17 protein-coding genes are annotated in these 17,968 nt (G+C 72.5%); 12 read left to right on the top strand and 5 right to left on the bottom strand.

Annotated features, from left to right (window positions below):
* Positions 1–4: 4 nt before the first annotated feature.
* On the bottom strand, positions 5–652 hold the full coding sequence (locus ABGB18_RS38265) for a response regulator transcription factor (RefSeq protein ID WP_347700564.1): 648 nt from the start codon (positions 650–652) through the stop codon (positions 5–7).
* A gap of 91 nt (positions 653–743) precedes the next feature.
* Here ABGB18_RS38265 and ABGB18_RS38260 point away from each other — a divergent pair, with 91 nt between their 5' ends.
* On the top strand, positions 744–1,424 hold the full coding sequence (locus ABGB18_RS38260; protein ID WP_347700563.1) for an ABC transporter ATP-binding protein: 681 nt from the start codon (positions 744–746) through the stop codon (positions 1,422–1,424).
* Positions 1,421–3,382: an FtsX-like permease family protein gene (locus ABGB18_RS38255; protein WP_347700562.1), complete on the top strand. Its 1,962-nt coding sequence runs from the start codon at positions 1,421–1,423 to the stop codon at positions 3,380–3,382. The genes ABGB18_RS38260 and ABGB18_RS38255 overlap by 4 nt, the downstream gene beginning before the upstream one ends.
* A 115-nt stretch (positions 3,383–3,497) precedes the next feature.
* Here ABGB18_RS38255 and ABGB18_RS38250 read toward each other — a convergent pair whose 3' ends face one another.
* Entirely contained in the window at positions 3,498–4,499 is a 1,002-nt protein-coding gene (locus ABGB18_RS38250) for an LLM class F420-dependent oxidoreductase (RefSeq protein ID WP_347700561.1), read from the bottom strand.
* A gap of 85 nt (positions 4,500–4,584) precedes the next feature.
* Between ABGB18_RS38250 and ABGB18_RS38245 the strand changes: the two genes are divergently transcribed.
* Entirely contained in the window at positions 4,585–6,015 is a 1,431-nt protein-coding gene (locus tag ABGB18_RS38245; protein WP_347700560.1) for a sulfatase, read from the top strand.
* Here ABGB18_RS38245 and ABGB18_RS38240 read toward each other — a convergent pair.
* The gene (locus ABGB18_RS38240) at positions 6,009–6,710 is read right to left on the bottom strand and encodes an FCD domain-containing protein (protein ID WP_347700559.1); all 702 of its coding nucleotides are present in this window, start codon (positions 6,708–6,710) and stop codon (positions 6,009–6,011) included. The genes ABGB18_RS38245 and ABGB18_RS38240 overlap by 7 nt on opposite strands.
* Before the next feature lie 87 nt (positions 6,711–6,797).
* Between ABGB18_RS38240 and ABGB18_RS38235 the strand changes: the two genes are divergently transcribed.
* Genes ABGB18_RS38235 through ABGB18_RS38225 form a run of 3 tightly spaced genes read left to right on the top strand, consistent with a single transcriptional unit; the run spans position 6,798 to position 9,495 of the window.
* On the top strand, positions 6,798–7,529 hold the full coding sequence (locus tag ABGB18_RS38235; RefSeq protein ID WP_347700558.1) for a (Fe-S)-binding protein: 732 nt from the start codon (positions 6,798–6,800) through the stop codon (positions 7,527–7,529).
* Entirely contained in the window at positions 7,526–8,941 is a 1,416-nt protein-coding gene (locus ABGB18_RS38230) for a lactate utilization protein B (protein ID WP_347700557.1), read from the top strand. The genes ABGB18_RS38235 and ABGB18_RS38230 overlap by 4 nt, the downstream gene beginning before the upstream one ends.
* Positions 8,938–9,495: an LUD domain-containing protein gene (locus ABGB18_RS38225; protein WP_347700556.1), complete on the top strand. Its 558-nt coding sequence runs from the start codon at positions 8,938–8,940 to the stop codon at positions 9,493–9,495. The genes ABGB18_RS38230 and ABGB18_RS38225 overlap by 4 nt, the downstream gene beginning before the upstream one ends.
* 38 nt (positions 9,496–9,533) lie before the next feature.
* Here the strand turns inward: ABGB18_RS38225 and ABGB18_RS38220 are convergent, their stop codons facing one another.
* Both ABGB18_RS38220 and ABGB18_RS38215 read right to left on the bottom strand, forming a co-directional pair.
* Positions 9,534–10,547: a Vms1/Ankzf1 family peptidyl-tRNA hydrolase gene (locus tag ABGB18_RS38220; protein ID WP_347700555.1), complete on the bottom strand. Its 1,014-nt coding sequence runs from the start codon at positions 10,545–10,547 to the stop codon at positions 9,534–9,536.
* Between the two features lie 3 nt (positions 10,548–10,550).
* The gene (locus tag ABGB18_RS38215) at positions 10,551–10,958 is read right to left on the bottom strand and encodes a DUF2795 domain-containing protein (RefSeq protein WP_347700554.1); all 408 of its coding nucleotides are present in this window, start codon (positions 10,956–10,958) and stop codon (positions 10,551–10,553) included.
* A gap of 76 nt (positions 10,959–11,034) precedes the next feature.
* Here ABGB18_RS38215 and ABGB18_RS38210 point away from each other — a divergent pair, with 76 nt between their 5' ends.
* From ABGB18_RS38210 to cobA, 6 genes are all read left to right on the top strand, one after another.
* Positions 11,035–12,114, top strand: coding sequence for a GNAT family N-acetyltransferase (locus tag ABGB18_RS38210; protein ID WP_347700553.1), 1,080 nt, complete (start codon positions 11,035–11,037; stop codon positions 12,112–12,114).
* 238 nt (positions 12,115–12,352) lie between these two features.
* Positions 12,353–13,528: a precorrin-6y C5,15-methyltransferase (decarboxylating) subunit CbiE gene (gene cbiE / locus ABGB18_RS38205; protein WP_347700552.1), complete on the top strand. Its 1,176-nt coding sequence runs from the start codon at positions 12,353–12,355 to the stop codon at positions 13,526–13,528.
* A gap of 70 nt (positions 13,529–13,598) precedes the next feature.
* Entirely contained in the window at positions 13,599–14,444 is an 846-nt protein-coding gene (locus ABGB18_RS38200) for a sirohydrochlorin chelatase (RefSeq protein WP_347700551.1), read from the top strand.
* Positions 14,445–14,451: 7 nt separating this feature from the next.
* Positions 14,452–15,540 (top strand): nicotinate-nucleotide--dimethylbenzimidazole phosphoribosyltransferase, encoded by a 1,089-nt coding sequence (cobT, locus tag ABGB18_RS38195; RefSeq protein WP_347700598.1) that lies wholly within the window; start codon positions 14,452–14,454, stop codon positions 15,538–15,540.
* 24 nt (positions 15,541–15,564) lie between these two features.
* Complete coding sequence (speB, locus tag ABGB18_RS38190) at positions 15,565–16,578, top strand: agmatinase (protein WP_347700550.1); 1,014 nt, start codon at positions 15,565–15,567, stop codon at positions 16,576–16,578.
* An 80-nt stretch (positions 16,579–16,658) separates the two neighbouring features.
* Entirely contained in the window at positions 16,659–17,891 is a 1,233-nt protein-coding gene (gene cobA / locus ABGB18_RS38185) for a uroporphyrinogen-III C-methyltransferase (protein ID WP_347700549.1), read from the top strand.
* Positions 17,892–17,968: the final 77 nt, after the last annotated feature.

Genomic DNA, 17,968 nt, shown 5'->3' with positions numbered 1-17,968 from the left:
TTAATCAGCTCACCACGCCGGATTCCCATGCCCACGCTGCGGTTTCGACCCGATTGCGGACGCCGAGCTTGGCCTGGATGCTGCCGAGGTGCGTCTTGACCGTGGAAAGCGACACGAACAGCTCCGCCGCCACCTCCTGGTTGGTCCGCCCCCTGGCCACCAGGCGCACGACGTCGAGCTCGCGGTCGGTCAGCGGCTCCTTCGCCCGGGGGGCGGTTCGCCGGGGCTTGGCCAGGTGCTGCAGCAGCCGTACGGTCACCGACGGAGACACCAACGCGTCACCGGCCGCCGCGGCCCGGACCGCCTCGATCAGCAGTGTCGGCCCGCTGTCCTTGAGCAGGAACCCGGTCGCGCCGGAGCGCAGGGCCCCGTAGACGTACTCGTCGAGGTCGAAGGTGGTGACGATGACCACCCGCAGGGGGTTCTCCACTCCCGGCCCGGCCAGTACCCGGGTCACTTCCAGCCCGTCCAGCTTGGGCATCCTGATGTCGAGCAGGCACACGTCGGGCCTGAGCCGCCTGGCCTCGGAGACCGCCTCCGCGCCGTCGGACACGGCGGCCACGACCTCGATGTCCGGTTGGGCGTCCAAAATCATCTGAAATCCGGTACGAACGAGTTGCTGGTCGTCAGCGATGAGAACCCGAATAGTCACGCCTCAACTCTAGGGATCGTCCGTTCGGCCGAGGCGAATATGGACTCACGGCTGATCCGCCGGGCCCCGCTCCGCGGCCAACCTGGAAGCCATGAACGACGTACTTGTTGGACGGGCCCTGACCAAGCGGTTCGGGCAGACGGTCGCCCTGGGCGGCGTGGACATCACCGTACGGGCGGCCGAAGCCGTGGCGATCATGGGCCCGAGCGGTTCCGGCAAGTCGACCCTCCTGCACTGCCTGGCCGGGATCATGAAGCCGGACGGGGGCGAGGTGAGCCTGCTCGGCCGGCGCATCGACACCATGCGCGAGCGCGAGCGCAGCGCGCTGCGCCGCACCCGCTTCGGCTTCGTCTTCCAGTTCGGCCAGCTCCTGCCCGAGCTGCCCGCCGAGGAGAACGTGGCGCTCCCGCTCATGCTGGGCGGGGTGCCCAGGACCCAGGCGGTACGCCAGGCGCGCGAGTGGTTCGCCCCCCTCGGCCTGCAGACCATGGAGACGCGGCGGCCGGGGGAGCTGTCCGGCGGCCAGGCGCAGCGGGTGGCCATCGCCAGGGCGCTGGTGAGCAGGCCGGCGGTGGTGTTCGCCGACGAGCCCACGGGCGCGCTCGACCAGCAGACCGGCCACGACACGATGCGGCTGCTGGTGGAGGCGACCAGGCACAACGGCGCCTCCCTGATCGTCGTCACGCACGACCAGAACGTGGCCTCCTGGTGTGACCGCACGGTCGAGGTCCGCGACGGCCGCCTCCTGGTTCCGGGCGGGGTCCACGCGTGAATCTCGACCTGACCTGGCGGCTGCTCAAGGGTGGCGGCCGCAAGGGCCTGCTGGGCGCCTGGCTCACGCTGGGCGCGGTCGCGGTGTCCACCGCGTTGCTGCTGTTCGCCGTGGCGGTCAACTTCGCCTTCGCGGCCAGGGCCGACCGCGGTGCCTGGCGCAACCCCGTACCCGCGGAAAAGGGGGCGGTGGCGATCGAGGCGGCGCGCTTCGACTTCGTCGGCGACCAGGCGATCACCGTGATCGACCTGGCGGCGCTCGACGCCCGGGCGGCCGCCGGGGTGCGGCCGCCGGGAATGCCGCGCCTGCCCGCGCCGGGCGAGGTGTGGCTGTCCCCGGCGCTGGCCGAGCTGGCCAAGGAGCTGCCCGCCGACCAGCTCGCCGAGCGCTATCCGGACCCGGCAGGCGTGCTCGGCGAGGAGGCCCTGGTCTACCCGGGCGAGCTGGTCGCGGTGGCCGGCCACGAGCCGGACGCGCCCGCGATGACGGCGGCCCGCACTCAGGACTGGGTCCTCGGCAAGGGCCCCGCCAAGGTGGCCGGCCTGGCGGGCACCCCGTCGGAGGACTCCGAGGCCTACCGCGCCCTCACGCTCGTCGCGAGCGTGCTCATGGTGGTGCCGCTGCTGGTGTTCGGCGGCGCCGCGGCCAGGCTCACGGTCGCCCGGCGCGACCGGCGGCTGGCCGCGCTCAGGCTGGTCGGCGCGACGCCGGGGCAGGTCGTCCGGATGACCGTGGCCGAGGCGGTGAGCGTCGCGCTGGCGGGCGCGCTGCTCGGCGCGGCCGGCTACGCCGCCGCCGCGCCGCTGCTGGCCCGGATCCCGATCGGGGGCGGCTCGTGGTTCGTCTCCGACCTGCTGCCCGGCCCGTTGCTCCTGGCGGCGGTGCTGGTCGCGGTGCCGCTGCTGGTGGGCCTGTCGGCGGTGGTGGGGCTGCGACGCGTCGTGGTGAGCCCGCTCGGGGTGGCCAGACGGGAGACGCCGCCCGCCATGCGGTTCGTCCGGGTTCTCGCCCTGCTCGCGGTGCTGGCCGTGTTCCCCCTGCTGACCAGGGGCACCGGCATCGGGATCGTGGCCGTCGCGCTCGGCCTGGCGTTCCTGTGCGTCAACCTGGTGGGCCCCTGGGTGGTGAGCCTGATCGGCCGGATCACGGCCGGTGGCGCGCGCGGTCCCGCCGGGCTGCTCGCCGGGCGGCGGCTGGTCGACGACCCGCGCTCGGCGTGGCGGACGGTGAGCGGCGTGGCGCTGACCGGGTTCGTGGCGGGCTTCATCGGCCTGCTCAGCCCGTCCGCGCTCGCCGGGGACGAGGACCCGGCGCAGTTGGTGGTCTCCGCGCCGGCCGGGCAGGCCGAGGCCGTCGCCGGGCAGGCCCGTGAGCGGCTGCGGGCCGCCGGGGTCCGGGCGACGGTGAAGGTCTCGCAGCGGGGCCGGGACTCCGACCCGCTGGTGGCCACGGCCCTGGGCAGCTACGCCGGCACGGCGACGGTCGACCGGGCCCGCACCGCGCTGGCCGGGCTCGTGCCCGGCCGCACCCCTACGACCAGGGCCGACGACCAGCGCTTCGGCGTCCAGATCCTCGCCGACATCCGGGTGGGCACGATCGTGGTGCTGTCGGTGTCGTTCCTGGTGGCCATCGCCAGCGCGGGGATCACGGCCGCGTCCTCGGTCCTGGACCGGCGGCAGACGTATGGGCTGCTGCGGCTGGCCGGCACGCCGCTGGAGGTGCTCGACCGGGCCCGGCGCGCGGAGACGCTCATCCCGCTCACGGTGATGGGGGGCGGGGCGATCCTGGTGGGGGTGTTCTGCGCGATGCCGTTCATGATCGGCGGGATGAGCGCGGCCGGTGCGGTCACGCTGGGGGCCTGCGTGGTCGCGGGCTTCGGCGGGGTGGTCGGCGCGGGCGCGCTGAGCAGGCCGCTGCTGCGCTCGGTCACCGTCGACCCGGCCCCGCGCCCCGACTGACCCGAGGCGACGCGCCCGCGCTCGGCTCCGGTCCGGTGCCCCGGCTGGCCGAAGGTGACGCGGTCGTGGTCGACTTCGGTCCCGCGCCCCGACTGGCCGAAGGTGACGCGCTCGCTCAGCCCAGCACCAGGTCGCGGACCAGCTTCAGCGAGGGTTCGTCGCGCGGCCCCATGACCAGCAGGGTCGTGACCGGGCTCCGGTGCCAGAGCTGCAGGCGTTCCTTGATCCTGCCGGGCGGGCCGACGAGCGAGATGCCGTCGGCCAGCTCGTCCGGGATCGCCCGGAACGCCTCGTCCTTGCGCCCGGCCAGGTAGAGCGCCTGGATTCGCTCGGCGGCCGCGGCGAAGCCCATCCGGCCGATGATGTCGGCGTGGAAGTTGCGCTGCCTGGCCCCCATGCCGCCGATGTAGAGCGTGAGCATCATCTTCACGCCGTCCAGCGCGCTCCGGACGTCGTCGGAGACCACCACCGTCACCATGGCGGCCACGTCGAAGCCGGTGGGGGCGCCCGACAGCGCCTCGCCGTACATCTCCTCGATCCTGGCCGGGAACGCGAACAGCGGCAGCCACCCCTGGGCCAGCTCGGCGGCCAGGGCGACGTTCTTCGGGCCCTCCGCGCCGAGATAGACGGGGATGTCCGGGCGCAGCGGGTGCGTGATGAGCTTGAGCGGCTTGCCCAGGCCGCCGGCCAGCGGCAGCGGGTAGTGCGGGCCGTCGCCGGTGACCGGCTCCTCGCGGCGCCACACCCGCCGCATGATGTCCACGTACTCGCGGGTCCTGGCCAGCGGCCTGGCGAACGGCTGGCCGTACCAGCCCTCCACCACCTGCGGCCCCGAGGCGCCGACGCCGAGCAGCAGCCGGCCGCCGGTGAGGTGGTCCAGGGTCATCGCGGTCATGGCCGTCGTGACCGGCGGGCGGGCCGAGATCTGGGCGATCGAGGTGCCCAGCTTGATGCGGCTCGTACGCGCCCCGTACCAGGCCAGGGGAGTGAACGCGTCACTCCCGTACGCCTCGGCCGTCCACACCGAGTCGTAGCCGAGCCGTTCGGCCGCGAGCACCGTCTCCGTCGCGTCATCCGCGTGCCGCTGCCAGTATCCGAGACACAGGCCGAGCTTCATCTGGACACCTCCCGGAAGTAAGTTCTATTACGACCGGGAGGGCCGAAAGTGTCAATGGAGGATCTTCCGGGGTAGTGCTTAGACTGTGCTGAACGGTCTGCGACGCATTGCCTGCCTGCTGCTTCTCCTGCTGCCGGCGGCTGAGCCCACGATGGCCGAGGGCAAGTCCCGGCCCAACATCGTGTACATCGTGGCCGACGATCTCGAAACGGGGACGTTGGGGCTCTTTCCCAACATCACCGAGGAGCTCGTACGCCAGGGCGTCTCGTTCGAGCGCTTCTTCGTGACCAACTCCTGGTGCTGCCCGTCACGGGCGTCGATCCTGCGCTCCCAGTACGTGCACAGCCACAACGTGCGCACCAACACCGCGCCGGAAGGCGGCTTCGACCGCTTCCACCGCCTGGGTCTGGAACGTTCCACGATCGGCACCTGGATGCAGCAGGCCGGATACCGCACGGGCCTGATGGGCAAATACCTCAACCACTATCCGGGCGGCGCGGCCGAGGAGACGTACGTGCCGCCCGGCTGGGACGAGTGGGACGTGCCGGTCCGCGACCTCTACGAGGAGTACGGCTACCGGCTCAACGAGAACGGCAAGGTGTACGACTACGGCTGGTCCGAGGAGGACTACCTGCCGGACGTGCTGGCCGGCAAGGCCGCCGACTTCATCAGCGCCTCACGCGAGCCGTTCTTCCTGTACCTGGCGCCGATCGGCCCGCACAATCCGGCCAACCCGGCGGTCCGCCACGCGGGCGCCTTCTCGCTGGCCACGGCGCCGCGTACGCCGTCGTTCAACCAGGAGGACGTGAGCCGCGAGCCGCTCTGGCTGCGGCAGCGGCCCATGATCCAGCAGCCCGGCGTGGACGAGATCGACGAGCGCTACCGCACCAGGCTGCGGTCCATGCTGGGGGTGGACGACCTGGTCGGCTCCGTGGTCGACGCGCTGCGGGAGTCCGGCAAGCTCGGCGACACCTACATCTTCTTCAGCTCGGACAACGGCTTCCATCTCGGGACACATCGCCTCAAGCAGGGCAAGACCACCCCGTTCGAGGAGGCGATCAGGATCCCGCTCGTGGTGCGCGGCCCCGGCATCAGCCCCGGCTCCACGAATGGCCAGCTGACGAACACGGTGGACCTGGCACCCACGTTCGCCGCGCTCGGCGGGGCCCAGGTGCCCGCGTTCGCGGAGGGGCGGTCGCTGGTGCCGCTGCTCAGAGGCAGTCCACCGGGGGAGTGGCGGAACAACGTGCTGGTCGAGTTCTACCGGCCGGCCAACAGGTCCTCGGCCGCCCAGACACCGGTGCCCGCCTATCAGGCGTTGCGTACGCGGGAGCACACTTATGTCCGCTATGAGACGGGCGAGATCCAGCTCTACGACCTGGCCGCGGATCCGTATGAGCTGCACAACCTGGCCCAGGACGCCGACCACGGGCTGCTGGCCGGCCTGGAGCGGCGGCTGCAGGGGATGATGGCCTGCTCGGGAGCCGGGTGCCGGGAGGCCGACACCCGTCAATGACCGAACAGCGACGGGTAGGCGTGCGCCAGGTGGTCCGACACCGCCCGGGTGGCCTCGGCGGCCTCGCCGCGGTCGATGGCGTCGAGGATGCGCTGGTGGTCGGCCCGCAGGATCGACGTGTCGCCCAGGCGCTCGACGGCCTCGACGGCATATTTGCGCATCGAGTGCCGCAATGAGCGCATGATCGCGGCGATGAGCCGGTTGCCCGACGCGTCCGCTATCGCGCAGTGGAAGGCGGTGTCGTGCTCCACGAACTCCTCCGCCGTCCGTGCCCGGTCCATCCCGGAAAGGGCGGAGGCCAGCGCGGAGGTGTCCGCCCGCGCGGTGGCGGCGTGGGAGGCCGCCCACTGCTCGATCATGTGCCGCGCGTCGATGACCTCGCGCAGCTCCAGGCTGGCCAGGCCGAGGTGCAGCCGGAGCAGGTCGGTCAGCGCCGTGTCGGGGCGCGAGGTGAGCACGGCCCCCGCGTCCGGCCCCCGGCCCGCCTGAGAGGAGACCACGCCGAGGGTCTCCAGCACGCGCATGGCCTCGCGTACCGACGAGCGGCTGACGCCGAGTTGCCCGGCGAGGTGGCGTTCGGCGGGCAGCCGGTCGCCCACGGTCAGCCCGTCCTCGGCGATGCGCCGCTCGATCTGCGCGAGCACGTCCTCGAACGTCCGCGTTCGCTTGACGGGACGCCAGCCGTCGTCCGCCAACGGAGCCTCCCCCATGGTGGCCGGAAAAGGTGGTATTCGGTACGGTCTGACCATACAGTGGTCGGACCATACCTTGGAAGGAGAGGCGTGCGAGTCGCCCTGTTCATCACGTGCGTGAACGACACGCTCTTCCCCGGCACCGGCAAGGCCGTCGTGTCCCTGCTGCGCAGGCTCGGCTGCGACGTCGACTTCCCCGCGGCCCAGACGTGCTGCGGCCAGATGCACGTCAACACGGGCTACCGTGAGGAGGGCGTGCGGCTGGCACGGCACTTCACCGAGGTCTTCGCCGGTTACGACGCCGTCGTCGCGCCGTCGGGGTCGTGCGCGGCCATGGTGCGCGAGCAGTACCCCAAGCTGGCGCGGCCGGGCAGCAGGGGAGCGGTGGCGATCGCCGAGGTCGTGCCGAAGGTGTACGAGCTTTCCGAATTCCTGATCGACGTCCTGAAGATCGAGGATGTAGGCGCATATTTCCCGCACCGGGTGACCTATCACCCGACGTGCCACTCGCTCCGCGGCCTCCACCTGGGTGACAGGCCCACCCGGCTGCTGAAGAACGTCCGCGGGCTGGAGCTGGTGCCGCTGCCCGGCGCGGAGGAGTGCTGCGGCTTCGGCGGCACGTTCGCGGTCAAGAATCCCGCCGTCTCCGCGGCGATGGGCGCCGACAAGGCCCGCGGCATCCTGGACACCGGCGCCGAGGTGCTGTGCGCGGCGGACAACTCCTGCCTGATGCACATCGGTGGCACGCTGCGGCGCCTGAAGACCGGTGTCCGGACGATGCACCTGGCCGAGATCCTGGCATCCACGGAGGAGGCACAATGAGCGCAACATTCCTCGGCATGCCCGGAAATTTCCCGCAAAACGCGGCGAAGTCCGTTGGCAACTCGCAGCTCCGCTACAACCTCCGCAAGGCCACCCACACCATCCGGGAGAAGCGAGCCGGCGTCGTCGGCGAGCTGCCCGACTGGGAGGAGCTGCGCGCGGCCGGCAAGGCGATCAAGGACCACGCCCTCCGCAACCTCGACCGCTACCTCGTCCAGCTCGAAGACGCCGTGACCAGGGCGGGCGGCACGGTCCACTGGGCCAGGGACGCGGCCGAGGCCAACGCCATCGTCACCGGCCTGGTCAAGGCCACCGGCGAGACCGAGGTGGTCAAGGTCAAGTCCATGGCCACCCAGGAGATCGAGCTCAACCAGGCGCTGGCCGAGCACGGCATCACCGCGTACGAGACGGACCTGGCCGAGCTGATCGTGCAGCTCGGCGACGACTTCCCCAGCCACATCCTGGTCCCCGCGATCCACCGCAACCGCTCGGAGATCCGCGAGATCTTCCTGGACAAGATGCCCCACACCCCCGAGGGCCTGACCGACGACCCGCCCGCCCTGACCGAGGCGGCCCGGCTCCACCTGCGCGAACGCTTCCTCCGGAGCAAGGTCGCGATCTCCGGGGCCAACTTCATGGTCGCCGAGACCGGCACGCTCGTGGTCCTGGAGTCGGAGGGCAACGGCCGCATGTGCCTGAGCCTGCCCGAGACGCTCATCAGCGTGGTCGGGATCGAGAAGCTGCTGCCCTCCTGGCGGGATCTGGAGGTGTTCCTCCAGCTCCTGCCGCGAAGCTCCACGGGCGAGCGGATGAATCCCTACACGAGCATGTGGACCGGCGCGGTCGAGGGCCAGGACTTCCACCTGGTGCTGCTCGACAACGGCCGCACCGGCGTGCTCGCCGACGACGTGGGCCGCCAGGCGCTGCGCTGCATCCGCTGCTCGGCCTGCCTGAACGTGTGCCCGGTCTACGAGCGTACGGGCGGCCACGCGTACGGGTCGGTCTACCCGGGGCCGATCGGCGCGATCCTCACCCCGCAGCTCAGGGGCATGTCGTCGGAGCTGGACGCCTCGCTGCCGTTCGCCTCCAGCCTGTGCGGGGCCTGCTACGAGGTCTGCCCGGTGGCCATCGACATCCCGGAGGTGCTGGTGGACCTGCGGGCCAAGGCCCCGCACGCGGCGGCGGAGCGGGCGGGGATGAAGGTCGCGGGCTGGATACTCAACGACCACACCCGGCTGGCCAGGGCCGAGCGCCTGGCCACCCGGGTGCGCGGACTCGTACCGAAACGGCTGCCCGGGCCCTTGTCGGCGTGGACCGACACCAGGGACGTGCCCGACATCCCGGAGGAGTCGTTCAGGGACTGGTGGGAGCGGACCGGGGGCGGCGAGCGGAGCGGAGGTGCGGCGGAATGAACGCGCGTGAGGAGATCCTGGCCAGGATCGGCAGGGCCGTCGTCGGCGCGGCGGACGTGGAGATCCCCCGGCGCTACCGCACGACGCAGCGGGTGGGCGACCTGGTGGCGCTGTTCGCCGAGCGGGTGGACGACTACCGGGCGATCGTGCACGTGCTGCCCGGGGCCGAGGTGCCGGACAAGATCGCCGAGTGCGTGGCCGGGCGGCGCATGATCGTCCCCGACGGCTTCGACCGCGAGGGCGGCTGGACCGACCTGAACACCGCCGACGGCGTGGTCACCAACTGCGCCGTGGCCGTCGCGGAGACCGGCACGATCGTCCTCGACCACGGGCCGGGCCAGGGCACCAGGGCGCAGACGCTGGTCCCCGACTACCACCTGTGCGTGGTGCGGGCCGACCAGATCGTGTCCTGCGTGCCGGAGGCGATCGCCCGGCTGGACCCCTCGCGCCCGCTGACCTGGATCAGCGGCCCGTCGGCCACCAGCGACATCGAGCTGAACCGGGTCGAAGGCGTCCACGGCCCGAGGACCCTGGAAGTGATCGTCAGCACCTGATCAGATCACGGCCGCCACGTCAGTACCTGATCAGAGCGTCAGTACCTGAGCACGGCCGCCACGTCGGGGACGCGGTCGGTGAACCACAGCTCCGCGTCCGTCAGCGCGGCGGCCCTGGCCAGGGCGGAGTCCGAGCGCTCCGCGATCGGCGCCTCGACGCCCCAGCGGCGCAGCTCGTCCACGTCGGTGGCCAGCAGCGTCCCGCCCCGGCCGGTCCACACCCCGCCGGGCAGCTCGCCGGGCAAGAGCACGGCCTGCACCCGGCCCTCGCGCAGGGCGCCGGCCACCTTGGTCATGCCGACCGGTCCCGCCGACTCCTCGTGCCGCTCGATCAGCTCGCCGCGCCTGCGTTCCAGCCACTGGTCCAGGGCGCGTTCCACGTCCTCCTCGAACTGCCCGTGGTCGGCGCGGCTGCCGTGCTCGACCATCAGGACCCGGTCGGCGGCCTTGGTGCCGAGATGCTGCAGCAGGTACGAGCGCGACTTCGGCTCCCCGGCCACCAGGACCAGCTCCGCGCCGACACGGCGGACCTGCTCGTCGATCTCGCGCGCGACGGCCACCGCGTTCTTCTCCCACGTCTCGTCCACGGCCCGCTCGTACCGCTTCTGCGACCAGCCGCCCTGCGCGGTCTTCTGCAGCGGCCACGACGCGGCCGCCACGGTGGCCCTGCGCGGCGCCCCGCCCGCGAACACCATCAGCTCCGCACCCGCGTGATCCACGATCACCCGGATGTGCGGCACGTTCTCGCCACGCTGCATGAGCATGGGGGTGACGTGCGGCAACGGCGACCAGACGGCCAGCTCCACCGGCGGCCGGGCGAACGACTCGGCCAGCACCACGTCGCCGTGCGTGGCGAACAGCGCCTGCCCCGGGGCGGTCCGGGTCGCCTCCTGCTCCAGCGCGTCAAGGGTGGCGGGATCGACCTTCCGGTCGAGCCGGTCGCGGAGGCCGCGCCAGTGCCTCGTCCGTTCCGGGCCCGTCAGCGCGCCCAGGTAGACCGACGCGTACGGGCCGCTCCGCTCGTACAGCGGCCGGATGAAGTCGAGGCGCACGGCTCACCACCTCCGCTGCTCCGCACCGAGCCCCAGGGCCTTGGCCACGTCCGACACGTTCGCGTAGCGGCGTTCGGGCAGGGACTCGATCATGCCGGCCACCGCGTCAGGCGCCTGCGCGCGGTCCACGTGCCGGACCAGTTCGCCCCTGGACGCGGGCCAGTCGGCGTCGCTGAGCCACTTGGCCAGATCGCTGCGGGCATCGACGCCCCGCGGCGTGATCCCCTCGGGGGCCCCCGGTTCGTGTCCCGGCGGGTACGAGCTGCGCGGCTCCTCGCCGGGCGCGAGCGGGGACTCGGGCTCCTTCCACTCCTCGGCATGCGTGCTGCCGCCGCTGCGGACCAGGCCCTCTGTCTCGTGCTTCTGCTGATCGTCAAGGCGGGGGCCGTGCTTGTCGCTCCCACGTTCCATGTTTCTCTCACTCCCCTCAGTGCGCCCCTACCCCTGCTTTAGTGGGCAAACATCGCAACTGTGTACCCTGCCGAAGGTGTTCGACGCAGATGTGAGCATCACTACGGAACGGCTCACGCTCCGGCCGTTCGGCCTGCAGGACGCCACCCGGGTCGGTTCGATCGTGCGGTCCGGCGTCCAGTTCCTGCCGCCCGGCGCCCCGGCCAAGCCGGCCGCGGTCGCCCAGTGGCTCTCGACCGGCGTGCACGAGCTGCGCCGCTCCGGCCAGGGCCTCCACCTGGCCATGACCGACGCCGCCGGCCTCATCGTGGGCGCCATCAGCCTGTTCAGGACCTCGTGGGCCGCCGGCACGACCGAGGTCGGATACGGCGTCCACCCCCTCTACCGGGGCCGCGGCTTCGCCACGGAGGCGGTACGCGGGCTGACGAACTGGGTGTTCGAGGCCACCGACCTGCGCAGGATCGACCTGACGGCCAACCTGGACAACACGCCCTCGCTCCGCGTCGCCCAGAAAGCCGGCTTCACCTGGGAAGGCGTGCTGCGGGCCGCGGTCCTGGAGGACGACGGCGCGCACGACCTCGTCATCTTCGGCCTGCTGCGCGGTGACAGCCGCTTCCCCTCCGACACGCTGCCCAGGACGGAGCTGCGCACCCCCCGGCTGCTGCTGCGCCCGCCCGCCCCCGGCGACGTCCCCGACCTGGCCGCCACCGGCGCCGACCCGGTCACCCAGGCCAGGACGGGCGTGCCGCGCGGCTACACGCAGGACCACGCCAGGGCGTTCATCGACCAGTCCGAACGGATGCGGCTGCGCGGCGCGGGCGTCGCCTGGACCGTCGAAGAGCTGGCGACCGGCCGGTACGCCGCCAGCGTGGACCTGCGCGACCTCGACTGGGTCAACCGTACGGCCGAGATCGGCTACATGACCGCCCCGTGGGCCCGCGGCCGGGGGTTCGCGGGCGAGGCCGTGGTGCGGATCGCGCACTGGCTGTTCGAGCAGTACGGCTTCGGCCGGCTCCAGCTCCGCGCGGCCGTGTCCAACCCGGCCTCCCAGCGGGTGGCCGAGAAGGCGGGCTTCGTCCGCGAGGGTGTCGCCCGCGCCTCGCTCGGCGGCGAGGATCTCGTCGTCTACAGCCTCGTCCCGGCCGACCTGGGCTGAGGCGCCCGGCACCCGAACGCCCAGTGCCGTCCTCCGGCAGGCGTATGGTGCCGGAGGACGGCAGGCGTTTGGTGCCGTCGCCCGGCAGGCGTTTGATGCCGGAGGACGGCAGGCGTTTGGTGCCGTCGCCCGGCAGGCGGTGTCCGACCTGGCACGGGGGCACATCGGACTGACCCCGGCACCGTTTGTGAAACCCCTTCGTACCCGTCACCCTTGAAGGTGAGGACGGTGAGGCGCAATGATCACGGTTGTCGGCTGGGACGGATCCGAGCTCTCGGCCAGGGCGGTGGACAAGCTCCACGAGGCCCGGCTGGTCGTGGGGCCGGACGCCATTCTCGACCAGCTCAGGATCGCCGCGCCGGCCAGGGCCCGCGGGCCGCTCCTCGAAGCCCTCGACGGCCACCTCGAACACGGCGAGGGCCCCGCCGTCGTGATCGCGGAGGGCGATCCCGGCTTCTTCGGCGTCGTACGCGAGCTGCGCGCACACGGCCTCAAACCCGACGTGCTGCCCGCGCTCTCGATGGTCACCCGCGCCTTCGCCCGCGCCGGCCTCAACTGGGAGGACGCGCTCGTCGTCGCCCCGTCGGACCCGAGCCGGCTCAACCGCGCCGTCAACGCCTGCCGCGCCCACCCCAAGGTCGCCCTGCTGGTCGCGCCCGGTGTCGGCCCGGCGGAGATCTCCAGGGAGCTGGCGCCCACCACGCCCCGCGCGCTGATCGTCTGCGAGGACCTCGGCGGGCCCGACGAGCGGATCACCCACAGCCGCATGGGCGAGGCCACCACCAGGCCGTGGAAGGACCCCGACGTGGTCCTCGTCATCGACCCGCTGCACCAGCCCAGGGAGCGCGGCTGGGTGGCCGGAGCCCAGCCCGGGCCGGCCGAGTGGGCGCTGCCGTCCGAGGGCGGGCTCCCGGCGGAGGTCAGGGCGTTCATCCTGGCCAAGCTCGGTCCCCGGCTCGGCGACCTGGTGTGGGACGTCGGCGCGGGCGGCGGCGAGATCGCCGTCGAGTGCGCCAGGATGGGCGCGGCGGTCATAGCCGTCGAACGCGACGAGCAGTCCTGCGCCCGGCTGCGCGCCAACGTGCTGCGCCACGGCGTCAAAGTGGCTCTGACCAGGGGACAGGCGCCGCCCGCGCTGGAGCCGCTGCCCGATCCCGACGCCGTCTTCGTGGGCGGCGGCGGCCTCGACGTGGTGGTCGCCTGCGCCGCGCGCCGCCCGCGCGCGCTCGTGTGCGCGCTCAGCAAGGTCGAGCAGGTCTCGGCCGTGCTCGGCCGGCTGCGTGAGCAGGGTTATCGCGGCGAGGGCAGCCAGATCCTGGTCTCCGGGCTGGCGCTCGACCCCGGCGGTTCCCACCGTCTGACGGCCCGCGACCCCGTGTTCGTGGTGCACGCCGCACCCGTGCACACAGCGTGACCTGTTCCCTACCGGTGCGCATCGGTTATCCTCGCGTGACTTTGTCCAACGCACCGGAGATACCCTCACGATGAAGCCGCCGCTCCTGCTGATCGGGCAGGGCTCACAGGATGACGCCTACGCCGCGGAGTTCGGCCGGTTCGTACACCGGCTCCGCTGCCGGCTCGACCAGACGGTCGCCGACGTCTCCGGAGGCTACCTGGAGCGCGCCACGCCCCGGCTGAGCGACTCCGTCGACTCCCTGGTGGCCAGGGGGCACCACCGGCTGGTGGCGCTGCCCCTGAGCCTCAGCAGGGCGGGTGAGGAGCTCCCCGCCGCGATGGAGCTGGAGCAGAAGCGGCATCCCACGCTGGCCTACGACTACGGCCGCCCGCTCGGCCCCGACCCGCGCGTGCTGGGGCTGCTGGCCGAGCGGCTCAACGAGGCCGCCGTCGAGCTCTCCAGGCCGCGCGCGCTGGAGCTGGCGGGCGCCAGGCCCCGGCTCCGCGCCGTCGACGCGCTGTCGATCGACGAGTTCGCCACGCAGGTCGAGCCGGGTGAGACCGCGGTCGTCCTGGTGGGCGAGGGCTCGACGGACCCGACCGCCAACGCCGAGGTCCACCGGGTCTCGCGGCTGTTCTGGGAGACGCACGCCTACGACTTCATGACCGTGGAGACGGCGTTCGTGTCGGTCACCCCGCCCGGCGTGCCCGGCGGGCTCGAACGCTGCCGCCGGCTGGGTGCCCGGCGGGTGATCGTGGTGCCGTACCTGCTGTTCGCCGGCGGGCTGCTGGAGCGCGTGTGGGCGCAGGCGCTCGCGTACGGCGCCGGGCACCCCGACCTCGACATCCGCTGCGCCGAGGTGATCGGCGACTGCGAGGTCCTGGCCGACGTCGTGATCGACCGATACGAGGAAGCGCTCCAGCTCGTTCCGTAAGTGGAGGATTGCCGTGCTCGCAGAGACACTCGCCGAGATCCGCCCCGCCCACCCGCAGGCGCTCGCCGAGGCTCGCGCTCATCATGACCGCCTCACCAAGCCGCGCGGCTCGCTCGGCGTGCTGGAGGACGTCGCGATCCGGCTGGCCGGCGCGGCCGGCGTCAGCCCGCCGCCCATGCCCGAGCCCGCGGCGCTGGCCATCTTCGCCGCCGACCACGGCGTGCACGCCCGCGGCGTCAGCCCGTGGCCGCAGGAGGTCACCGTCCAGATGGTGGCGAACTTCCTGGCGGGCGGCGCGGTCGCCAACGCCTTCGCCGCCCAGGCGGGCGTGCCGGTGACGGTGGTGGACGTCGGCGTCGCCACCGACCTGCCCGACGCGCCCGGCCTCGTCAACCACAAGATCGGATATGGCACCGCCGACCTGTCCCGCGGCCCCGCGATGACCGTCGACCAGGCCGTACGCGCGGTGGAGGCGGGCATCCTGGTGGCCAGGGACCTGATGGCCGGGGGCGCGCGCTGCCTGATCACCGGGGACATGGGCATCGGCAACACCACCGCGTCCGCCGCGCTGATCTCCGTGTTCACCGGCAGGGACGCCGCCGAGGTGACCGGCAGGGGCACGGGGATCGACGACGCGACACACGAGCGCAAAGTGGCCATTGTGCGCGAGTCCCTCCGCGTGAACGACCTGTCCACCGCACCGTCCTCCGATCCGAAGCCGCCCAGCGAGGCACTGCGCGCCCTGGCCGCCGTCGGCGGGTTCGAGCACGCGGCCATCACCGGCTTCATCCTGGGCGGCGCGGCGGCCCGGGTGCCGGTGATCCTCGACGGGGTCATCGCCGGCGCCGCCGCCCTCGTCGCCGCCGCCCTGGACCCCGCCGTGACCGACCACTGCGTCGCCGGCCACCGTTCGGCCGAGCCCGGCCACTCCGCCGCGCTCGCCCACCTCGGGCTGCGCCCCCTGGTGGACCTGGAGTTGCGGCTCGGCGAGGGCACCGGCGGCCTGCTCGCGCATCCGATGGTCTGCGCGGCGGTACGGGCGCTGCGCGAGGTGGCCACCTTCGACTCGGCGGGAGTGACGGAAAAGCCCGTGTGATGATGGTGGCCCTGGAGGTGAGCAGTGTCCCGATACGGCGCGATGTACGGCCCCGACATCACCTTTCTCGGGGTGGACCGTTGCGACGTCAATGAACCGGAAAGCTACGCGGACGCCGACGTGGTGATCATCGGCGCGCCCTTCGACGGCGGCACCTCCAACCGCCCCGGCGCCCGGTTCGGCCCGATGGCGCTGCGGCAGGCGTGCTACCTGCCCCACGACGGCTCCCGGCCGAGCCTGGCGCTGCGGGTGGACGCGCTGCGGGACCTGCGGGTGCTGGACGCGGGTGACGTCGAGTGCTACTCGGGCGACGTGGAGGGCTCGCTGGCCGCGATCGAGGAGGCGGTCCATCGGGTCGCCGCCTCGGGCGCCGTGCCGCTGGTCCTCGGCGGCGACCACACGGTGGCGCTGCCCGACGCCAGGGGCACGGCCAGGGCGTACGCGGCGGGCCGGACATCCATGATCCACTTCGACGCGCACGCGGACACCGGCGACATCGAGTTCGGCCACCTGTACGGGCACGGCCAGCCGATGCGCCGGCTCATCGAGTCGGGCGCCATCCGCGGCGACCGGTTCCTGCAGATCGGGCTGCGCGGCTACTGGCCCGAGCCGGAGACCCTGGGGTGGATGGCCGCCCAGCGGATGCGCTCTTATGAGATGACCGAGATCGTGGCGCGCGGGCTGGAGGAGTGCCTGACGGAGTCGTTCGGGGTCGCGCTGGACGAGTGCGACCAGATCTTCCTGTCGGTGGACATCGACGTCTGCGACCCCGGGCACGCCCCCGGCACCGGGACGCCCGAGCCCGGCGGGCTGTCGGCCAGGCAACTGCTCGACGCCGTGCGCAGGATCTGCTACGAACTTCCGGTGGCCGGGATGGAGATCGTCGAAGTGGCGCCGCCTTACGACCACGCGGACATCACCGCGTACCTCGGGAACCGGGTTATCCTTGAAGCGCTGTCAGCGATGGCCAGACGCCGCAAGGATGACGAAGGCGGGCCTCGCTGGGATCCGCGGCAGCCCCTTCTTGACGGTCGTTGAGGCGATGCGCAGCAAATGACGCATCCGGAGCCGGTAGGTTTACCTCTTAACACAACCTTCGCGAACGGGAGATTCCCCCCATGGGTCCCTACCTCCTCGGCCTGCGGCTCACCGGCCGCCGGGTCCTCGTCGTGGGTGGCGGCCGCGTCGCCCAGCGACGGGTGCCCGCGCTGCTCGAGGCCGGTGCGGAGGTCACTGTCGTGTCGCCGAGCGTCACTCCGGCGCTCGACGACCTGATCGCCGCCGGTCGGGTCACCTGGCACTCCCGGCCCTACGAGGTGGGCGACTGCGACGGGGCCTGGCTCGTACAGGCCTGCACCGACGACAGGGCCGCCAACACGGCGATCGCCGCGGAAGCGGAGGCCAAGCGCGTGTGGTGCGTGCGGGCCGACGACAAGGACGCCTCCGCCGCCTGGACGCCCGCGTCCGGGCGGGTCGAGGAGATCAGCGTCGCGATCACCGCGGGCGGTGACCCGCGCCGGGCCGCCGGCATCAGGGACGCGGTGGTGGGCGCACTGCGCGACGGCACCGTCGACGCCCGCCGCAACCGCACCAAACCGGTCGGCGTGGCGCTCGTCGGCGGCGGGCCCGGCGACCCCGGGCTGATCTCCGTGCGCGGGCGGCAACTGCTCGCCCAGGCCGACGTGGTGGTCGCCGACCGGCTCGCGCCCCGCGGCCTGCTCGACGAGCTCGCGCCGGACGTGGAGCTGATCGACGCCGCCAAGGTCCCCTACGGCCGGGCGCTGTCCCAGGACACGATCAACGAGTTGCTCGTGGATCGTGCCCGGCAGGGCAAGTTCGTGGTCCGGCTCAAGGGCGGCGACCCGTTCGTGTTCGGGCGCGGCGGCGAGGAGATGATCGCCTGCGCGCAGGCGGGCATTCCGGTGCTGGTAGTGCCCGGCATCACGAGCGCGGTGGCGGTGCCGGCGGCGGCTGGAGTCCCGGTGACGCATCGGGGAGTGAGCCAGGAGTTCCACGTCATCTCCGTGCACGTCCCGCCCGACGACGCCAAATCCACCGTCGACTGGCCCGCGTTGGCCCGCTCCCGGGGCACGCTGGTGCTGATGATGGCGGTGGAGCGGCTGGCCAAGGTGGCCGAGGCGCTCGTTCGCGACGGACGTGACCCGGAGACTCCCGTAATGGTGGTACAGGACGGTACTCTTCCGACCCAGCGGGCGGTTACCGCTTCGCTTTCCACCGTGGCCGACCGCGTGTCCGCGGCTGGGATACGGCCGCCGGCGATCGTGGTCGTCGGCGACGTCGTGAAAGTCGGCCAGGAGGTCGAGATGGTTCGAGCGGAGCGCTTGCCGTGAACACGGCCATGGATGACGGGCGGCAGGAGTCACCGGGAGAGCAGACGTTGAGCTTTCGCCCGGTGCGGGACGACGAC

The organism is Nonomuraea sp. B12E4 (assembly GCF_039871825.1).
Classification (GTDB): domain Bacteria; phylum Actinomycetota; class Actinomycetes; order Streptosporangiales; family Streptosporangiaceae; genus Nonomuraea.
Note: the sequence above shows the minus strand (reverse complement) of the source record. Positions and strands in the feature narration are given on the sequence as shown.